This is a genomic window from Bacillus sp. Pc3 (assembly GCF_000815145.1).
In the GTDB taxonomy this organism is placed as follows: domain Bacteria; phylum Bacillota; class Bacilli; order Bacillales; family Bacillaceae; genus Bacillus; species Bacillus velezensis.
In genome coordinates this window covers 2,034,733-2,053,351 of the sequence record NZ_CP010406.1, presented here as the reverse complement: position 1 = coordinate 2,053,351, position 18,619 = coordinate 2,034,733, and the positions used below count along the sequence as shown (strand labels likewise).

Annotated in this window: 11 protein-coding genes, 3 rRNA genes and 1 other annotated feature (1 of these 15 cut by a window edge); of the genes, 13 read left to right on the top strand and 1 reads right to left on the bottom strand. The window is 46.9% G+C overall.

Features of this window, described 5'->3' with window-relative positions:
* Positions 1-18: 18 nt before the first annotated feature.
* The 9 genes from dnaN to rrf all read left to right on the top strand — a co-directional run bounded on the left by dnaN (position 19) and on the right by rrf (position 12,663).
* Entirely contained in the window at positions 19-1,155 is a 1,137-nt protein-coding gene (gene dnaN / locus SB24_RS09725; protein WP_007409909.1) for a DNA polymerase III subunit beta, read from the top strand.
* 134 nt (positions 1,156-1,289) lie between these two features.
* Complete coding sequence (rlbA, locus tag SB24_RS09720) at positions 1,290-1,505, top strand: ribosome maturation protein RlbA (RefSeq protein WP_004392910.1); 216 nt, start codon at positions 1,290-1,292, stop codon at positions 1,503-1,505.
* A 15-nt stretch (positions 1,506-1,520) separates the two neighbouring features.
* The gene (gene recF, locus SB24_RS09715; protein WP_007409910.1) at positions 1,521-2,633 is read left to right on the top strand and encodes a DNA replication/repair protein RecF; all 1,113 of its coding nucleotides are present in this window, start codon (positions 1,521-1,523) and stop codon (positions 2,631-2,633) included.
* Between the two features lie 17 nt (positions 2,634-2,650).
* On the top strand, positions 2,651-2,896 hold the full coding sequence (gene remB, locus SB24_RS09710) for an extracellular matrix regulator RemB (RefSeq protein WP_004392908.1): 246 nt from the start codon (positions 2,651-2,653) through the stop codon (positions 2,894-2,896).
* A gap of 56 nt (positions 2,897-2,952) precedes the next feature.
* Positions 2,953-4,869, top strand: a complete 1,917-nt coding sequence (gyrB, locus tag SB24_RS09705; RefSeq protein ID WP_014720600.1) for a DNA topoisomerase (ATP-hydrolyzing) subunit B — start codon at positions 2,953-2,955, stop codon at positions 4,867-4,869.
* A gap of 215 nt (positions 4,870-5,084) precedes the next feature.
* Positions 5,085-7,544, top strand: a complete 2,460-nt coding sequence (gene gyrA, locus SB24_RS09700; RefSeq protein ID WP_039253079.1) for a DNA gyrase subunit A — start codon at positions 5,085-5,087, stop codon at positions 7,542-7,544.
* 298 nt (positions 7,545-7,842) lie between these two features.
* A 16S ribosomal RNA gene (locus SB24_RS09695) occupies positions 7,843-9,392 on the top strand.
* A 175-nt stretch (positions 9,393-9,567) separates the two neighbouring features.
* Positions 9,568-12,497 (top strand): 23S ribosomal RNA (locus tag SB24_RS09690).
* A gap of 50 nt (positions 12,498-12,547) precedes the next feature.
* Positions 12,548-12,663, top strand: a 5S ribosomal RNA gene (rrf, locus tag SB24_RS09685).
* The 16S, 23S and 5S rRNA genes sit together here, the layout of an rRNA operon.
* 43 nt (positions 12,664-12,706) lie before the next feature.
* On the opposite strand, the gene SB24_RS09680 is transcribed toward rrf, so the two are convergent.
* Positions 12,707-13,657, bottom strand: a complete 951-nt coding sequence (locus tag SB24_RS09680) for a YaaC family protein (RefSeq protein ID WP_039254995.1) — start codon at positions 13,655-13,657, stop codon at positions 12,707-12,709.
* A 120-nt stretch (positions 13,658-13,777) separates the two neighbouring features.
* Between SB24_RS09680 and guaB the strand changes: the two genes are divergently transcribed.
* From guaB to pdxT, 4 genes are all read left to right on the top strand, one after another.
* Positions 13,778-15,244 (top strand): IMP dehydrogenase, encoded by a 1,467-nt coding sequence (guaB, locus tag SB24_RS09675; RefSeq protein WP_003150717.1) that lies wholly within the window; start codon positions 13,778-13,780, stop codon positions 15,242-15,244.
* Between the two features lie 152 nt (positions 15,245-15,396).
* Complete coding sequence (gene dacA / locus SB24_RS09670) at positions 15,397-16,728, top strand: D-alanyl-D-alanine carboxypeptidase (protein WP_039253075.1); 1,332 nt, start codon at positions 15,397-15,399, stop codon at positions 16,726-16,728.
* A gap of 197 nt (positions 16,729-16,925) precedes the next feature.
* Positions 16,926-17,810: a pyridoxal 5'-phosphate synthase lyase subunit PdxS gene (pdxS, locus tag SB24_RS09665; protein WP_003150714.1), complete on the top strand. Its 885-nt coding sequence runs from the start codon at positions 16,926-16,928 to the stop codon at positions 17,808-17,810.
* A 21-nt stretch (positions 17,811-17,831) separates the two neighbouring features.
* Entirely contained in the window at positions 17,832-18,422 is a 591-nt protein-coding gene (gene pdxT, locus SB24_RS09660; protein WP_007615126.1) for a pyridoxal 5'-phosphate synthase glutaminase subunit PdxT, read from the top strand.
* A gap of 52 nt (positions 18,423-18,474) precedes the next feature.
* Positions 18,475-18,619 (top strand) — a binding site (T-box leader) (it continues 68 nt past the right edge of the window).

Genomic DNA, 18,619 nt, shown 5'->3' with positions numbered 1-18,619 from the left:
TCCGTTAGGAGGATAAACATGAAATTTACGATTCAAAAAGATCGTTTAGTCGAAAGTGTACAAGACGTTCTAAAAGCCGTTTCATCCAGAACCACAATTCCCATTCTCACCGGTATTAAGATCGTCGCCTCAGATGAAGGAGTATCTTTCACAGGAAGTGACTCTGATATTTCAATCGAGTCATTCATTCCGAAAGAAGATGATGATAAAGAAATCGTGACGATCGATCAGCCGGGAAGTATCGTGCTGCAAGCGCGTTTCTTCAGCGAAATCGTTAAAAAACTGCCGATGGCGACTGTTGAAATCGAAGTTCAAAATCAATATTTAACGATTATCCGTTCCGGAAAAGCCGAATTTAATTTAAACGGCCTAGATGCAGATGAATATCCGCATCTACCGCAAATCGAAGAGCATCACGCCATTCAGATTCCGACGGATCTTTTGAAAAACCTCATCCGCCAAACCGTGTTCGCTGTGTCCGCCTCAGAAACACGCCCTATCTTGACAGGTGTAAACTGGAAAGTCGAAAACGGTGAATTATTATGCACTGCCACGGATAGCCACCGGCTCGCTTTAAGAAAGGCGAAGCTTGATATTCCGGAAGACAGCTCTTATAACGTGGTCATTCCCGGGAAAAGCTTAACCGAGCTGAGCAAAATTCTTGATGACAACCAAGAACTGGTTGATATCGTGATTACAGAAACCCAGGTTCTGTTCAAAGCGAAAAACGTATTGTTCTTCTCAAGATTGCTTGACGGAAACTATCCGGACACGACCAGCTTAATTCCGCAGGAAAGCAAAACGGAAATCGTCGTGAACACGAAGGAATTTTTACAGGCGATAGACCGTGCTTCTTTATTGGCGAGAGAAGGCCGCAACAACGTTGTAAAGCTTTCTGCCAAACCGGCGGATTCGCTGGAAATTTCATCAAATTCTCCGGAAATCGGGAAAGTGGTCGAAGCTGTGCTGGCTGACCAGATTGACGGCGAGGAATTAAATATTTCATTCAGTCCAAAATATATGATGGACGCACTGAAAGTACTTGAAGGAGCGGACATCCGTATCAGCTTTACGGGAGCGATGAGACCGTTTCTTATCCGTACGCCGAATGATGAAACCATCGTTCAGCTCATCCTTCCGGTCAGAACGTATTAATCAAACAGAATGTGCTGCCGGCTTAGTTCGGCAGCTTTTCTATTCATCAGCCGCTCCCTCAAGTTTTCCCTTTCCTTATTTCAGGATTTTTTAGTACAATTAGATATTAGTGATATTTGAAAGAGGTCGATAATATGGCAAATCCGATTTCGATTGATACAGAAATGATTACGCTTGGCCAGTTTTTAAAATTAGCCGATGTGATTCAGTCCGGCGGCATGGCGAAGTGGTTTCTGAGCGAGCATGAGGTGACTGTCAACAATGAACCTGACAATCGCCGCGGCAGAAAGCTTTACGTTGGAGACGTGGTCGCGATTGAAGGATTTGGTTCATTTCAAGTCGTCAATTAAAGCGGGTGACAGCGGTTGTATATCCAAAATTTAGAATTAACATCCTACCGTAATTATGAGCGCGCTGAGCTTCAATTCGAAAACAAGGTGAATGTGATCATCGGGGAAAATGCCCAAGGCAAAACCAATCTGATGGAAGCCATCTATGTCCTTTCGATGGCAAAATCACACCGCACCTCAAATGACAAAGAACTTATACGGTGGGACGAAGACTATGCTAAAATAGAAGGAAGAGTGATGAAGCGAAACGGGGACATCCCGATGCAGCTTGTCATCTCCAAAAAAGGTAAAAAGGGCAAGGTCAATCATATAGAGCAGCAAAAACTCAGTCAGTATGTCGGAGCGCTGAACACCATTATGTTTGCCCCTGAGGATTTAAATCTCGTCAAAGGAAGCCCTCAGGTGAGGAGGAGATTTCTCGATATGGAGATCGGGCAGGTTTCTGCCGTTTATCTGTATGATTTATCTCTTTATCAAAAAATCCTTTCACAGCGGAATCATTTTCTGAAACAGCTGCAAAGCCGGAAACAGACTGACCGGACCATGCTTGACGTTCTCACTGATCAGCTGATTGAAGCAGCCGCAAAAGTTGTCGCCAAACGTCTGCAGTTTACGGCGCAGCTTGAAAAATGGGCGCAGCCGATCCATTCCGGCATTTCCCGGGGACTTGAAGAACTGACGCTTAAGTACCACACGGCGCTTGATGTATCAGATCCCAAAGATTTGTCGAAAATAGGTAACAGCTACCAGGAGTCTTTTTCGAAATTAAAAGAAAAAGAAATAGAACGAGGCGTCACATTATTCGGACCGCATCGGGATGATGTCCTTTTTTATGTGAACGGACGCGATGTGCAGACGTACGGTTCGCAGGGACAGCAGCGTACGACGGCTTTGTCTTTGAAGCTGGCCGAAATAGATTTGATTCATGAAGAAATCGGAGAATACCCCATTTTACTTTTGGATGATGTACTAAGCGAGCTGGATGATTACCGACAGTCCCATTTGCTTCATACGATCCAAGGCCGTGTGCAGACATTTGTCACCACGACAAGCGTGGATGGCATTGACCACGATACCTTACATCAAGCAGGAATGTTCCGTGTGGAAAACGGTACGTTAGTGAAGTGAAGAAATGAGGTGAGCGATTGTATATTCATTTAGGTGACGACTTTGTCGTTTCAACACGCGATATCGTCGGCATTTTTGACTGCAAGGTCAATGTATCGCCGATCGTTGAAGAATTTCTGGACAGACAGAAAGAAAAAGTAGTGCCGTCCGTAAACGGCACGCCAAAGTCTATCGTAGTCACGACTGAGAATATATATTACTCTCCCTTATCTTCCGGCACACTGAAGAAACGTGCGCAATTTATGTTAGAAATAGATTCTTAGCGGATCTTTACAATGAATATATCGTTTAAGAAAAGTGTAGGTGAATGTGCATGGCTATGGAACAGCAGCAAAATAGTTATGATGAGAATCAGATACAGGTATTAGAAGGTTTGGAAGCTGTTCGAAAGAGACCGGGGATGTACATCGGATCAACTAACAGCAAAGGCCTTCACCACTTGGTGTGGGAAATCGTCGACAACAGTATTGACGAAGCCCTGGCCGGTTATTGTACAGATATTAACATCGAGATTGAAAAAGATAACAGCATTACCGTTAAGGACAACGGGCGCGGAATTCCGGTCGGTATCCAGGAGAAGATGGGCCGCCCTGCGGTTGAAGTCATCATGACCGTTCTCCACGCCGGCGGTAAATTTGACGGAAGCGGATATAAAGTATCCGGCGGTCTTCACGGTGTAGGGGCGTCTGTCGTAAACGCCTTGTCGACTACTCTTGACGTTACGGTTCATCGTGACGGAAAAATCCACTATCAGGCGTACGAGCGCGGTGTACCTGTGGCCGATCTTGAAGTGATCGGTGATACTGATAAGACCGGAACGATTACGCACTTCGTTCCGGATCCGGAAATCTTCAAAGAAACAACCGTATACGACTATGATCTGCTTTCAAACCGTGTCCGGGAATTGGCCTTCCTGACAAAAGGCGTAAACATCACGATTGAAGACAAACGTGAAGGACAAGAACGGAAAAACGAGTACCACTACGAAGGCGGAATCAAAAGCTATGTTGAGTACTTAAACCGTTCCAAAGAAGTCGTTCATGAAGAGCCGATTTATATCGAAGGCGAGAAAGACGGCATAACGGTTGAAGTTGCATTGCAATACAACGACAGCTATACAAGCAATATTTATTCTTTCACGAATAATATCAACACATACGAAGGCGGCACGCACGAGGCCGGATTTAAAACCGGTCTGACCCGTGTCATAAACGACTATGCAAGAAGAAAAGGGATTTTCAAAGAAAATGATCCGAATTTAAGCGGGGATGATGTGAGAGAAGGGCTGACTGCCATTATTTCAATTAAGCACCCTGATCCGCAATTCGAAGGGCAGACGAAAACGAAGCTCGGCAACTCCGAAGCGAGAACGATCACTGATACGCTGTTTTCTTCTGCGCTGGAAACATTCCTTCTTGAAAATCCGGACTCAGCCCGCAAAATCGTTGAAAAAGGTTTAATGGCCGCAAGAGCGCGGATGGCAGCGAAAAAAGCACGGGAATTGACCCGGCGCAAAAGTGCGCTTGAGATTTCCAATCTGCCGGGCAAACTGGCGGACTGTTCTTCTAAAGATCCGAGCATTTCCGAGCTGTATATCGTAGAGGGTGACTCTGCGGGCGGATCAGCGAAACAGGGACGGGACCGTCATTTCCAAGCTATTCTGCCGCTGCGCGGTAAGATTCTGAACGTTGAGAAAGCCAGACTTGATAAGATCCTCTCAAACAATGAGGTCAGATCAATGATCACGGCTCTCGGAACAGGAATCGGAGAAGATTTTAATCTTGAAAAAGCGCGTTATCATAAAGTGGTCATCATGACGGATGCCGATGTTGACGGCGCCCACATCAGAACGCTTTTATTAACGTTCTTCTACAGATACATGCGGGAAATCATCGAAAACGGCTATGTCTACATTGCCCAGCCGCCGCTTTATAAAGTGCAGCAGGGAAAACGGGTGGAATACGCTTATAACGATAAGCAGCTTGATGAGCTGTTAAAAGAGCTTCCGCAATCACCTAAGCCCGGCCTCCAGCGTTATAAAGGTCTTGGAGAAATGAACGCGACTCAGCTTTGGGAAACGACAATGGACCCTGCGACCAGAACGCTTCTGCAAGTCAATCTTGAAGATGCAATGGACGCTGACGAGACTTTTGAAATGCTGATGGGTGACAAAGTAGAACCGCGGAGAAACTTCATAGAAGCAAACGCCAGATACGTGAAAAATCTTGATATTTAACCAAGAAAGCCTTATTTTCGTTAAGAAATAAGGCTTTTTTCTCAAAGCGGCTTCTAAAGCCCCTGAAAACCCGCAAAACCCGTATATTCTACTAAATTAATGTGTATAAACACAAGTTTATTGATATAATGGAGAATAGTGAAATCGTATTGAAGATCATAATGGACAATCTACTCCCACATTATTTCATGTGATACTTCAGGGAGGTTTTTTTAATGAGTGAACAAAACACACCACAAGTACGTGAAGTCAATATCAGTCAGGAAATGCGGACATCCTTCCTGGACTATGCAATGAGCGTTATCGTATCCCGGGCGCTTCCGGATGTGCGTGACGGTCTGAAGCCGGTTCACAGACGGATTTTGTACGCGATGAATGATTTAGGCATGACCAGTGACAAACCATATAAAAAATCTGCCCGTATCGTCGGTGAAGTTATCGGTAAGTACCACCCGCACGGTGACTCAGCGGTTTACGAATCAATGGTCAGAATGGCGCAGGATTTTAACTACCGCTACATGCTTGTTGACGGACACGGCAACTTCGGTTCGGTTGACGGCGACTCAGCGGCCGCGATGCGTTACACAGAAGCGAGAATGTCAAAAATCGCAATGGAAATCCTCCGGGACATTACGAAAGATACGATTGATTATCAAGATAACTATGACGGCGCAGAAAGAGAACCTGTCGTCATGCCTTCGAGATTTCCGAATCTGCTCGTCAACGGAGCTGCCGGTATCGCGGTCGGAATGGCGACAAATATTCCTCCGCATCAGCTTGGGGAAGTCATTGAAGGCGTGCTTGCCGTAAGTGAGAATCCTGAGATTACAAACCAGGAGCTGATGGAATACATCCCGGGCCCGGATTTTCCGACTGCAGGTCAGATTTTAGGCCGGAGCGGCATCCGCAAGGCATATGAATCCGGACGGGGATCCATTACGATCCGGGCTAAGGCTGAAATCGAAGAGACATCATCGGGAAAAGAAAGAATTATTGTCACGGAACTTCCTTATCAGGTGAACAAAGCGAGATTAATTGAAAAAATCGCAGATCTTGTCCGAGACAAAAAAATCGAAGGAATTACGGATCTGCGTGACGAATCCGACCGTAACGGAATGAGAATCGTCATTGAGATCCGCCGTGACGCCAATGCTCACGTCATTTTGAATAACCTGTACAAACAAACGGCCCTGCAGACGTCTTTCGGAATCAACCTGCTGGCGCTCGTTGACGGACAGCCGAAGGTACTAAGCCTGAAACAATGTCTGGAGTATTATCTTGATCACCAAAAGGTTGTGATCCGGCGCAGAACGGCTTACGAACTCCGCAAAGCGGAAGCGAGAGCTCACATTCTGGAAGGTTTAAGAATTGCTCTCGATCATTTAGATGCCGTTATTTCTCTTATCCGCAATTCCCAGACGGCTGAAATTGCGAGAACAGGTTTGATCGAACAATTCTCACTGACTGAAAAACAAGCGCAAGCCATTCTGGATATGCGCCTTCAGCGATTAACCGGTCTGGAGCGCGAAAAGATTGAAGAGGAATATCAATCACTTGTTGCGCTTATCGCCGAGCTGAAAGATATTTTAGCCAATGAAGCAAGAGTTCTTGAGATCATTCGTGAAGAGCTCAATGAAATCAAAGAGCGTTTCAATGATGAGAGACGCACTGAAATCGTGACGTCCGGTCTTGAAACAATTGAAGATGAAGATCTTATCGAGAGAGAAAATATCGTCATCACACTGACCCATAACGGCTATGTTAAACGTCTCCCGGCGTCCACATACCGCAGCCAAAAACGGGGCGGAAAAGGCGTACAGGGAATGGGAACGAATGAAGATGACTTTGTGGAACACTTAATTTCCACATCAACGCACGATACGATCCTGTTCTTCTCTAATAAAGGGAAGGTATACCGTTCTAAAGGATATGAAATCCCTGAATACGGCCGTACGGCAAAAGGCATTCCGATTATTAACCTTCTGGAGGTTGAAAAAGGCGAATGGATTAATGCCATTATTCCGGTCAGCACGTTTGATGAGGAGCAATACCTCTTCTTTACGACCAAACAAGGGGTGTCGAAACGTACGGCACTGTCCCAGTTTGCGAATATACGGAATAACGGGCTGATCGCCCTAGGTCTCCGGGAAGACGATGAACTGATGGCCGTCCGCCTGACTGACGGCAAGAAACAAATCATCATCGGAACGAAGAACGGTTTGCTGATCCGTTTCCCTGAAGCAGATGTAAGACAAATGGGACGCACAGCTGCGGGTGTTAAAGGCATCACGCTGACAGACGATGATGTCGTGGTAGGCATGGAGATTCTTGAAGAAGACTCCCATGTCCTCATAGTGACAGAAAACGGCTACGGCAAACGCACACCGGCTTCAGAATACAGAGTTCAAAGCCGGGGCGGAAAAGGCCTTAAAACATGTAAAATCACTGACAGCAACGGTCCGTTAGTAACCGTGAAAGCAACAAAAGGCGAAGAGGACTTAATGATTATTACGGCAAGCGGCGTGTTAATCAGAATGGATATTAATGATATTTCCACTACGGGACGTGTAACACAAGGCGTCCGTCTGATCCGCATGTCTGATCAAGAGCATGTAGCCACTGTGGCGCTTGTGGAAAAGAATGAAGAAGAGCCGGAAGAAACGGAAGAAGTATAAACGAAAAAGCGCAGCTGCAACAGGCTGCGCTTTTACTATATAAAGAAGTGAAAAAAAGCTTTGACACATAGCGATGATACTGATATAATTCTTTTTGTTGTCTTTTTAATAGAAAGGCAAGCCTAGTGAAAATATTTTTTAAAAAAGTATTGACCTAGCAAACTGAAAATGTTATGATTAAGAGGTCGCTTCGAGAGAAGCAACAAAGTTCTTTGAAAACTAAACAAGACAAAACGTACCTGTTAATTCAAAGTTTTAAATAAATCGCACAGCGATGTGCGTAGTCAGTCAAACTACTTTATCGGAGAGTTTGATCCTGGCTCAGGACGAACGCTGGCGGCGTGCCTAATACATGCAAGTCGAGCGGACAGATGGGAGCTTGCTCCCTGATGTTAGCGGCGGACGGGTGAGTAACACGTGGGTAACCTGCCTGTAAGACTGGGATAACTCCGGGAAACCGGGGCTAATACCGGATGGTTGTTTGAACCGCATGGTTCAGACATAAAAGGTGGCTTCGGCTACCACTTACAGATGGACCCGCGGCGCATTAGCTAGTTGGTGAGGTAACGGCTCACCAAGGCGACGATGCGTAGCCGACCTGAGAGGGTGATCGGCCACACTGGGACTGAGACACGGCCCAGACTCCTACGGGAGGCAGCAGTAGGGAATCTTCCGCAATGGACGAAAGTCTGACGGAGCAACGCCGCGTGAGTGATGAAGGTTTTCGGATCGTAAAGCTCTGTTGTTAGGGAAGAACAAGTGCCGTTCAAATAGGGCGGCACCTTGACGGTACCTAACCAGAAAGCCACGGCTAACTACGTGCCAGCAGCCGCGGTAATACGTAGGTGGCAAGCGTTGTCCGGAATTATTGGGCGTAAAGGGCTCGCAGGCGGTTTCTTAAGTCTGATGTGAAAGCCCCCGGCTCAACCGGGGAGGGTCATTGGAAACTGGGGAACTTGAGTGCAGAAGAGGAGAGTGGAATTCCACGTGTAGCGGTGAAATGCGTAGAGATGTGGAGGAACACCAGTGGCGAAGGCGACTCTCTGGTCTGTAACTGACGCTGAGGAGCGAAAGCGTGGGGAGCGAACAGGATTAGATACCCTGGTAGTCCACGCCGTAAACGATGAGTGCTAAGTGTTAGGGGGTTTCCGCCCCTTAGTGCTGCAGCTAACGCATTAAGCACTCCGCCTGGGGAGTACGGTCGCAAGACTGAAACTCAAAGGAATTGACGGGGGCCCGCACAAGCGGTGGAGCATGTGGTTTAATTCGAAGCAACGCGAAGAACCTTACCAGGTCTTGACATCCTCTGACAATCCTAGAGATAGGACGTCCCCTTCGGGGGCAGAGTGACAGGTGGTGCATGGTTGTCGTCAGCTCGTGTCGTGAGATGTTGGGTTAAGTCCCGCAACGAGCGCAACCCTTGATCTTAGTTGCCAGCATTCAGTTGGGCACTCTAAGGTGACTGCCGGTGACAAACCGGAGGAAGGTGGGGATGACGTCAAATCATCATGCCCCTTATGACCTGGGCTACACACGTGCTACAATGGACAGAACAAAGGGCAGCGAAACCGCGAGGTTAAGCCAATCCCACAAATCTGTTCTCAGTTCGGATCGCAGTCTGCAACTCGACTGCGTGAAGCTGGAATCGCTAGTAATCGCGGATCAGCATGCCGCGGTGAATACGTTCCCGGGCCTTGTACACACCGCCCGTCACACCACGAGAGTTTGTAACACCCGAAGTCGGTGAGGTAACCTTTATGGAGCCAGCCGCCGAAGGTGGGACAGATGATTGGGGTGAAGTCGTAACAAGGTAGCCGTATCGGAAGGTGCGGCTGGATCACCTCCTTTCTAAGGATTTTAACGGAATATAAGACCTTGGGTCTTATAAACAGAACGTTCCCTGTCTTGTTTAGTTTTGAAGGATCATTCGATTCTTCGAGATGTTGTTCTTTGAAAACTAGATAACAGAAGTAATTCACATTCAATTAGTAATGCAAGATATCACGTAGTGATTCTTTTTAACGGTTAAGTTAGAAAGGGCGCACGGTGGATGCCTTGGCACTAGGAGCCGATGAAGGACGGGACGAACACCGATATGCTTCGGGGAGCTGTAAGCAAGCTTTGATCCGGAGATTTCCGAATGGGGAAACCCACCACTCGTAATGGAGTGGTATCCATATCTGAATACATAGGATATGAGAAGGCAGACCCGGGGAACTGAAACATCTAAGTACCCGGAGGAAGAGAAAGCAAATGCGATTCCCTGAGTAGCGGCGAGCGAAACGGGACCAGCCCAAACCAAGAGGCTTGCCTCTTGGGGTTGTAGGACACTCTGTACGGAGTTACAAAGGAACGAGGTAGATGAAGAGGTCTGGAAAGGCCCGCCATAGGAGGTAACAGCCCTGTAGTCAAAACTTCGTTCTCTCCTGAGTGGATCCTGAGTACGGCGGAACACGTGAAATTCCGTCGGAATCCGGGAGGACCATCTCCCAAGGCTAAATACTCCCTAGTGACCGATAGTGAACCAGTACCGTGAGGGAAAGGTGAAAAGCACCCCGGAAGGGGAGTGAAAGAGATCCTGAAACCGTGTGCCTACAAGTAGTCAGAGCCCGTTAACGGGTGATGGCGTGCCTTTTGTAGAATGAACCGGCGAGTTACGATCCCGTGCAAGGTTAAGCAGAAGATGCGGAGCCGCAGCGAAAGCGAGTCTGAATAGGGCGAATTGAGTACGTGGTCGTAGACCCGAAACCAGGTGATCTACCCATGTCCAGGGTGAAGTTCAGGTAACACTGAATGGAGGCCCGAACCCACGCACGTTGAAAAGTGCGGGGATGAGGTGTGGGTAGGGGTGAAATGCCAATCGAACCTGGAGATAGCTGGTTCTCTCCGAAATAGCTTTAGGGCTAGCCTCAAGGTAAGAGTCTCGGAGGTAGAGCACTGATTGGACTAGGGGCCCCTACCGGGTTACCGAATTCAGTCAAACTCCGAATGCCGATGACTTATCCTTGGGAGTCAGACTGCGAGTGATAAGATCCGTAGTCGAAAGGGAAACAGCCCAGACCGCCAGCTAAGGTCCCAAAGTATACGTTAAGTGGAAAAGGATGTGGAGTTGCTTAGACAACCAGGATGTTGGCTTAGAAGCAGCCACCATTTAAAGAGTGCGTAATAGCTCACTGGTCGAGTGACTCTGCGCCGAAAATGTACCGGGGCTAAACGTATCACCGAAGCTGCGGACTGTTCTTCGAACAGTGGTAGGAGAGCGTTCTAAGGGCTGTGAAGCAAGACCGGAAGGACTTGTGGAGCGCTTAGAAGTGAGAATGCCGGTATGAGTAGCGAAAGAGGGGTGAGAATCCCCTCCACCGAATGCCTAAGGTTTCCTGAGGAAGGCTCGTCCGCTCAGGGTTAGTCGGGACCTAAGCCGAGGCCGAAAGGCGTAGGCGATGGATAACAGGTTGATATTCCTGTACCACCTCCTCACCATTTGAGCAATGGGGGGACGCAGGAGGATAGGGTAAGCGCGGTATTGGATATCCGCGTCCAAGCAGTTAGGCTGGGAAATAGGCAAATCCGTTTCCCGTGAAGGCTGAGCTGTGATGGCGAGCGAATTATAGTAGCGAAGTTCCTGATTCCACACTGCCAAGAAAAGCCTCTAGCGAGGTGAGAGGTGCCCGTACCGCAAACCGACACAGGTAGGCGAGGAGAGAATCCTAAGGTGATCGAGAGAACTCTCGTTAAGGAACTCGGCAAAATGACCCCGTAACTTCGGGAGAAGGGGTGCTCTGTTAGGGTGCAAGCCCGAGAGAGCCGCAGTGAATAGGCCCAGGCGACTGTTTAGCAAAAACACAGGTCTCTGCGAAGCCGTAAGGCGAAGTATAGGGGCTGACGCCTGCCCGGTGCTGGAAGGTTAAGAGGAGCGCTTAGCGTAAGCGAAGGTGCGAATTGAAGCCCCAGTAAACGGCGGCCGTAACTATAACGGTCCTAAGGTAGCGAAATTCCTTGTCGGGTAAGTTCCGACCCGCACGAAAGGCGCAACGATCTGGGCACTGTCTCAACGAGAGACTCGGTGAAATTATAGTACCTGTGAAGATGCAGGTTACCCGCGACAGGACGGAAAGACCCCGTGGAGCTTTACTGCAGCCTGATATTGAATGTTGGTACAGCTTGTACAGGATAGGTAGGAGCCTTGGAAACCGGAGCGCCAGCTTCGGTGGAGGCATCGGTGGGATACTACCCTGGCTGTATTGACCTTCTAACCCGCCGCCCTTATCGGGCGGGGAGACAGTGTCAGGTGGGCAGTTTGACTGGGGCGGTCGCCTCCTAAAAGGTAACGGAGGCGCCCAAAGGTTCCCTCAGAATGGTTGGAAATCATTCGCAGAGTGTAAAGGCACAAGGGAGCTTGACTGCGAGACCTACAAGTCGAGCAGGGACGAAAGTCGGGCTTAGTGATCCGGTGGTTCCGCATGGAAGGGCCATCGCTCAACGGATAAAAGCTACCCCGGGGATAACAGGCTTATCTCCCCCAAGAGTCCACATCGACGGGGAGGTTTGGCACCTCGATGTCGGCTCATCGCATCCTGGGGCTGTAGTCGGTCCCAAGGGTTGGGCTGTTCGCCCATTAAAGCGGTACGCGAGCTGGGTTCAGAACGTCGTGAGACAGTTCGGTCCCTATCCGTCGCGGGCGCAGGAAATTTGAGAGGAGCTGTCCTTAGTACGAGAGGACCGGGATGGACGCACCGCTGGTGTACCAGTTGTTCTGCCAAGGGCATCGCTGGGTAGCTATGTGCGGACGGGATAAGTGCTGAAAGCATCTAAGCATGAAGCCCCCCTCAAGATGAGATTTCCCATTCCGCAAGGAAGTAAGATCCCTGAAAGATGATCAGGTTGATAGGTCTGAGGTGGAAGTGTGGCGACACATGGAGCTGACAGATACTAATCGATCGAGGACTTAACCAATTTGAATGTATGCTTACTGTTATCTAGTTTTGAGAGAACACTCTCAATGGTTTGGTGGCGATAGCGAAGAGGTCACACCCGTTCCCATGCCGAACACGGAAGTTAAGCTCTTCAGCGCCGATGGTAGTCGGGGGTTTCCCCCTGTGAGAGTAGGACGCCGCCAAGCTATATTATGGTAAAGGCAGCTCATCATGAGCTGCCTTTTTTGTTTATAAGTATTGCTTCAGGAAATTAGAAACGTAATACGGAAATTTGCGTTCCGTGACATCTAAGAACCGGCGGATCATCACATAATCATCACTGACATGCTGTGTCAGCAGTTCATACCACCACTCCGTTTCATATCTCGCAATCATCCCGATATTGTAGAGGACCAAATAATGAATAATCATTTCCGGAAGATGCAGGAAGTGATCACGCTGAGAGGGAATGTAATATTGATTTTTCTCCAAGTGAAACAATAAATTTGGCGAAGACCAAGATTCTCTGTCTATCGGGTCAGCCTCAAAAACCAAGTGGTTATGGTCTTTCCTCAGAAAAGACCACTTTAAATGATGGCTGATATATTCAGCAAATCGGGAATCAGACATATTGTAATGAATCACCGCATGCTCAGGCACTGAAATAAGGTCATCTTTGAGCTCTACTCGGGTCAGCCAATTCTTTTTCTCTTGGAAGTAAAAGACAGTATGCAATTCAGGTATGGCTGTCAGCAATTTCTTCATTGTGTACCGTTCTTCCTCAAGACCAGCTATCCCGAATAAGTGCTTCATTACATGAATACATAAGCCATTGCGCTGCACCTTCACTTCATCATCCCTAAAGGAGTAATTTTGCTTTTTGCGTTTCCGGGCAGTCACGCCATGCGCGAGTACTGAGGCGTGGCTTGGATAGCTTGGATCTGTGGTCAGAAGGCAGGCTTTCAGCAATTGTGACATCCCGTAAAACAACAGAATAGGCTTAATTTCTAAAGGGGAAAAAGATGCCTGTTTATAAAAGGACTCGGCGTGTTTGATAAAGAATATGAAGCGCTCACTGTTCTTAAACGCATATCGTTTTGGTTCTTCCATGCCGCTTTCTGTATAGACTTTGTTTAGAAATTTCTGGGAAGATTCTACGGAATAAAATAATGATAACTCTTTCCACTCATGATCTCTCATATGTATTTTTAAACCCTTTCCTTTATCTAAATATTTCAACTCTTTTTCGCTTCCTTGACATGCTGTTTTCTAGTTGATAATCTACATATAATATTTTGCCGAAAAGAGGGGGATTTACTAATGTGGGAAAGTAAATTTTCAAAAGAAGGCTTAACGTTCGATGATGTACTGCTCGTACCGGCTCAATCAGACGTACTTCCGCGTGATGTGGATTTATCTGTTGAACTGACAAAGACGTTAAAGCTTAACATTCCTGTCATCAGTGCGGGAATGGATACAGTAACAGAATCAGCTATGGCGATTGCGATGGCCAGACAGGGCGGCTTGGGTATTATTCATAAAAACATGTCCATCGAGCAGCAGGCTGAACATGTTGACAAAGTCAAACGTTCTGAACGGGGCGTTATTACAAATCCCTTCTTTTTAACACCTGATCATCAAGTATTCGATGCGGAGCATTTGATGGGGAAATACAGAATTTCCGGTGTTCCGATCGTAGATAATAAAGACGATCAAAAGCTTGTCGGTATCATTACAAACCGTGACCTTCGCTTTATCTCTGATTATTCAATGAAAATCAGTGATGTCATGACAAAAGAAGAGCTGGTTACGGCTCCTGTGGGAACCACATTAGACGAAGCAGAAAAAATCTTACAGAAACATAAAATTGAAAAACTTCCGTTAGTGGATGACCAAAACAAATTAAAAGGTCTTATCACGATCAAAGATATTGAAAAGGTTATCGAATTCCCGAATTCATCTAAAGATGAACACGGACGCCTTATTGTCGGCGCTGCGGTAGGCGTGACAGGCGATACAATGACACGCGTCAGCAAGCTTGTTGAAGCGAATGTCGACGTTATCGTGGTTGATACGGCTCACGGACATTCCAGAGGCGTACTGAACACAGTCGCGAAAATCCGTGAAACATATCCTGAACTGAACATTATCGCAGGAAATGTTGCAACGGCTGAAGCGACAAAAGCTCTGATTGAAGCCGGAGCAAATATTGTCAAAGTGGGAATCGGACCTGGTTCTATCTGTACGACACGCGTCGTTGCAGGTGTAGGCGTACCGCAGATCACTGCCATTTATGATTGTGCCACTGAAGCGAGAAAACACGGCGCGACAATTATCGCAGACGGCGGTATTAAATTCTCCGGAGATATTACGAAAGCGTTGGCTTCAGGCGGACATGCCGTAATGCTCGGAAGCCTGCTTGCCGGTACTTCAGAAAGCCCGGGAGAGACTGAAATCTATCAAGGCAGAAGATTTAAAGTGTATCGCGGTATGGGTTCTGTCGCTGCCATGGAAAAAGGCAGTAAAGACCGATATTTCCAAGAAGAAAATAAGAAATTCGTCCCTGAAGGTATCGAAGGACGGACTCCGTACAAAGGTCCTGTAGAAGAAACAGTGTATCAGCTTGTCGGCGGTCTTCGTTCAGGGATGGGATATTGCGGTTCAAAAGACTTGCGCGCTTTAAGAGAAGAGGCTCAATTCATCCGTATGACAGGTGCCGGACTTCGCGAAAGTCATCCGCATGATGTCCAAATTACGAAAGAATCACCAAACTATACAATCTCATAATTGTTACAAATAAAAAACATTTGACAGGGTCGCTGACTCTGTCTATTTTTTTTATATCGAGTGTGATAAAATTTATACTGTTGTGTTTTGAATTTGAATATGTCCTTAACGGCTTAATTATAGATTTAAAATGAATGACGGAGGTCGTAAGATTGAACATCACGAAATGGAAACAGCTGTTGGTGTCATTAGTGGTACTGGCACTGGCCGCAACTTGCTTTGTTCCAATGTCTAAAGCGGAGGCAGCCGGCAATGACCCGATTGATGTCAACGCATCAGCTGCGATAATGATTGAGGCTTCATCGGGAAAAATTTTATACAGTAAAAATGCAGACAAAAGACTGCCGATTGCCAGCATGACAAAAATGATGACTGAATATCTGCTTCTGGAAGCCATTAAAGAAGGAAAAGTGAAATGGGATCAAACGTATACTCCTGATGATTATGTCTATGAAATTTCTCAAGACAACAGTTTATCAAACGTCCCCCTTCGAAAAGACGGCAAATACACGGTTAAAGAACTGTATCAGGCTATGGCGATTTACTCTGCCAACGGAGCCGCGATTGCAGTTGCCGAAATTCTTGCCGGAACTGAAACGAAATTTGTCGCTGAAATGAATGCGAAAGCCAAAGAATTAGGCATGACAAACTATGATTTTAAAAATGCCACAGGGCTTGTGAATGAAGACCTTCACGGCAAGCAGCCGCAAGGAGAAGGCGTTAAAGAAGAGAGTGAAGTTTCTGCTAAAGACATGGCGCTTCTTGCAGACCGCCTGATCACTGATTATCCGGAAGTTCTCAAAACAACAAGCATCGCTAAGACGAAATTCAGAGCCGGCACTGATGATGAAATGGACATGCCGAACTGGAACTTCATGTTAAAAGGTCTTGTTTCTGAATACCCTGGCGTTGACGGCTTAAAAACGGGTTCTACTGATTCTGCGGGATCTTGTTTTACAAGCACAGCACAGCGGAACGGAATGCGGGTCATCACCGTTGTATTAAACGCAAAAGGCAACCTGCATACCGGACGTTTTGATGAAACGAAAAAAATGCTCGATTACGCATTTAACGGCAATTTCTCAATGAAAGATCTTTACCCTGAAGGCTCTCAAGTAAAAGGGCACAAAACGATTGACGTTGAAAAAGGGAAAGACAAGCAAGTCGATATTGTTACTGACAAGGCGCTTTCTATTCCTGTGAAAAGCGGGGATGAAAAGAACTATAAAGCCGAAGTGACTTTAGATAAAAAAGAAATCACGGCTCCTGTGAAAAAGGGAACGAAAGTCGGAACGCTGACAGTTACATACAAAGGCAGTGACAAAGACTATGGCTTCCTCAAATCCAAAGAGTTCAGCGTGAATCTTGTAACGAAAAATGATGTAGATAAAGCAAACTGGTTTGTTCAGATGATGCGCGGCATCGGCGGATTCTTCTCCGGTATCTGGAACAGCGCCGTTGACACGGTAACAGGCTGGTTTTAAGAAATAAGAAAGAGCTCTGATGAAAGTTAGGGCTCTTTTGCTTAATATACTGAAAAAACCAAATTATTAGTAAAAAAATGATATCTATCTTATTCATCTCGCTGTAAAATAAGAATACCCATATGAAATATTGTATTTCTGGGATACAATAAGAGATAGAAATTATCTAACTATACATTGACTAGGGGGACCAAATAATGGCTCAAACAGGTACTGATCGTGTAAAACGCGGCATGGCGGAAATGCAAAAAGGCGGCGTCATCATGGACGTTGTAAATGCTGAACAAGCGAAGATTGCGGAAGAGGCGGGAGCTGTTGCCGTAATGGCGTTAGAACGCGTTCCGGCTGATATTCGCGCTGCCGGCGGTGTTGCCCGCATGGCTGATCCGACAATCGTTGAAGAAGTAATGAATGCTGTATCCATTCCCGTAATGGCAAAAGCGCGTATCGGACATATCGTTGAAGCGCGTGTCCTTGAAGCAATGGGAGTAGATTACATCGATGAAAGTGAAGTTCTGACTCCGGCTGACGAAGAATTTCATTTAAATAAAAACGAATATACAGTCCCGTTCGTATGCGGCTGCCGTGATCTCGGTGAAGCAACGCGCCGTATCGCCGAAGGAGCTTCCATGCTTCGTACAAAAGGCGAACCGGGAACAGGAAACATTGTGGAAGCTGTCCGCCATATGAGAAAAGTAAACGCGCAAGTGCGCAAAGTTGTTGCGATGAGCGATGATGAGCTGATGACTGAAGCTAAAAACCTCGGCGCTCCTTATGAACTGCTTCTTCAAATCAAGCGTGACGGCAAACTGCCTGTAGTGAACTTTGCTGCCGGCGGAGTAGCGACGCCTGCTGATGCGGCATTGATGATGCAGCTTGGCGCTGACGGCGTATTTGTCGGTTCAGGTATTTTCAAATCAGACAACCCTGCTAAATTCGCCAAAGCAATTGTTGAAGCAACGACTCATTACACAGACTACAAACTGATCGCTGAGCTTTCTAAAGAATTAGGCACAGCGATGAAAGGAATCGAAATCTCAAATCTATTGCCGGAACAGCGTATGCAAGAACGCGGCTGGTAAAACCATAGGAGAGCTGGAAGCATGTTAACAATTGGTGTACTTGGACTTCAAGGAGCAGTAAGAGAACATATTCGTTCAATTGAAGCATGTGGTTCAAAAGGTGTCGTCATTAAGCGTCCTGAACAGCTGAATGACATCGACGGCTTAATCCTGCCGGGCGGGGAAAGCACGACGATGCGGCGTTTAATGGATACGTATCATTTTATGGAGCCGCTTCGCGAGTTTGCCGCCCAAGGCAAGCCGATGTTCGGCACATGCGCCGGTCTGATTATTTTAGCCAAAGAGATAGCGGGAACGGATAACGCTCATTTAGGGCTGTTAAACGTTGTCGTCGAGCGTAACTCCTTTGGCCGTCAGGTCGACAGCTTTGAAGCTGATCTGACGATTAAAGGCCTTGATGAGCCTTTTACGGGTGTATTTATTCGCGCGCCGCATATTTTAGAAGCCGGAGAAGATGTTGAAGTGCTTTGTGAGCATAACGGACGCATCGTGGCTGCAAAGCAGGGGAATTTCCTCGGCTGCTCGTTCCATCCTGAACTGACAGATGATCACCGGGTGACAGAGCTGTTTGTGAAGATGGCGGAAAAGCATAAGCAGGAAACAGCTGTATAAAACAGTTGAAAACCGCTGATACTTATAGTACATTATAAACACAAATAAAGATCGAAAAGCGTTGACAGGAAGCAGTAGGAAGCCTCTCTTTCAAAGAGAGCCGATGGGTGGTGCGAATCGGTGAAAGATGCTGTCCGAATCCGTCCTTGAGCGAAATGCTGAAAACAAGTAGGCATTTACGGGAAAACCGTTATGTG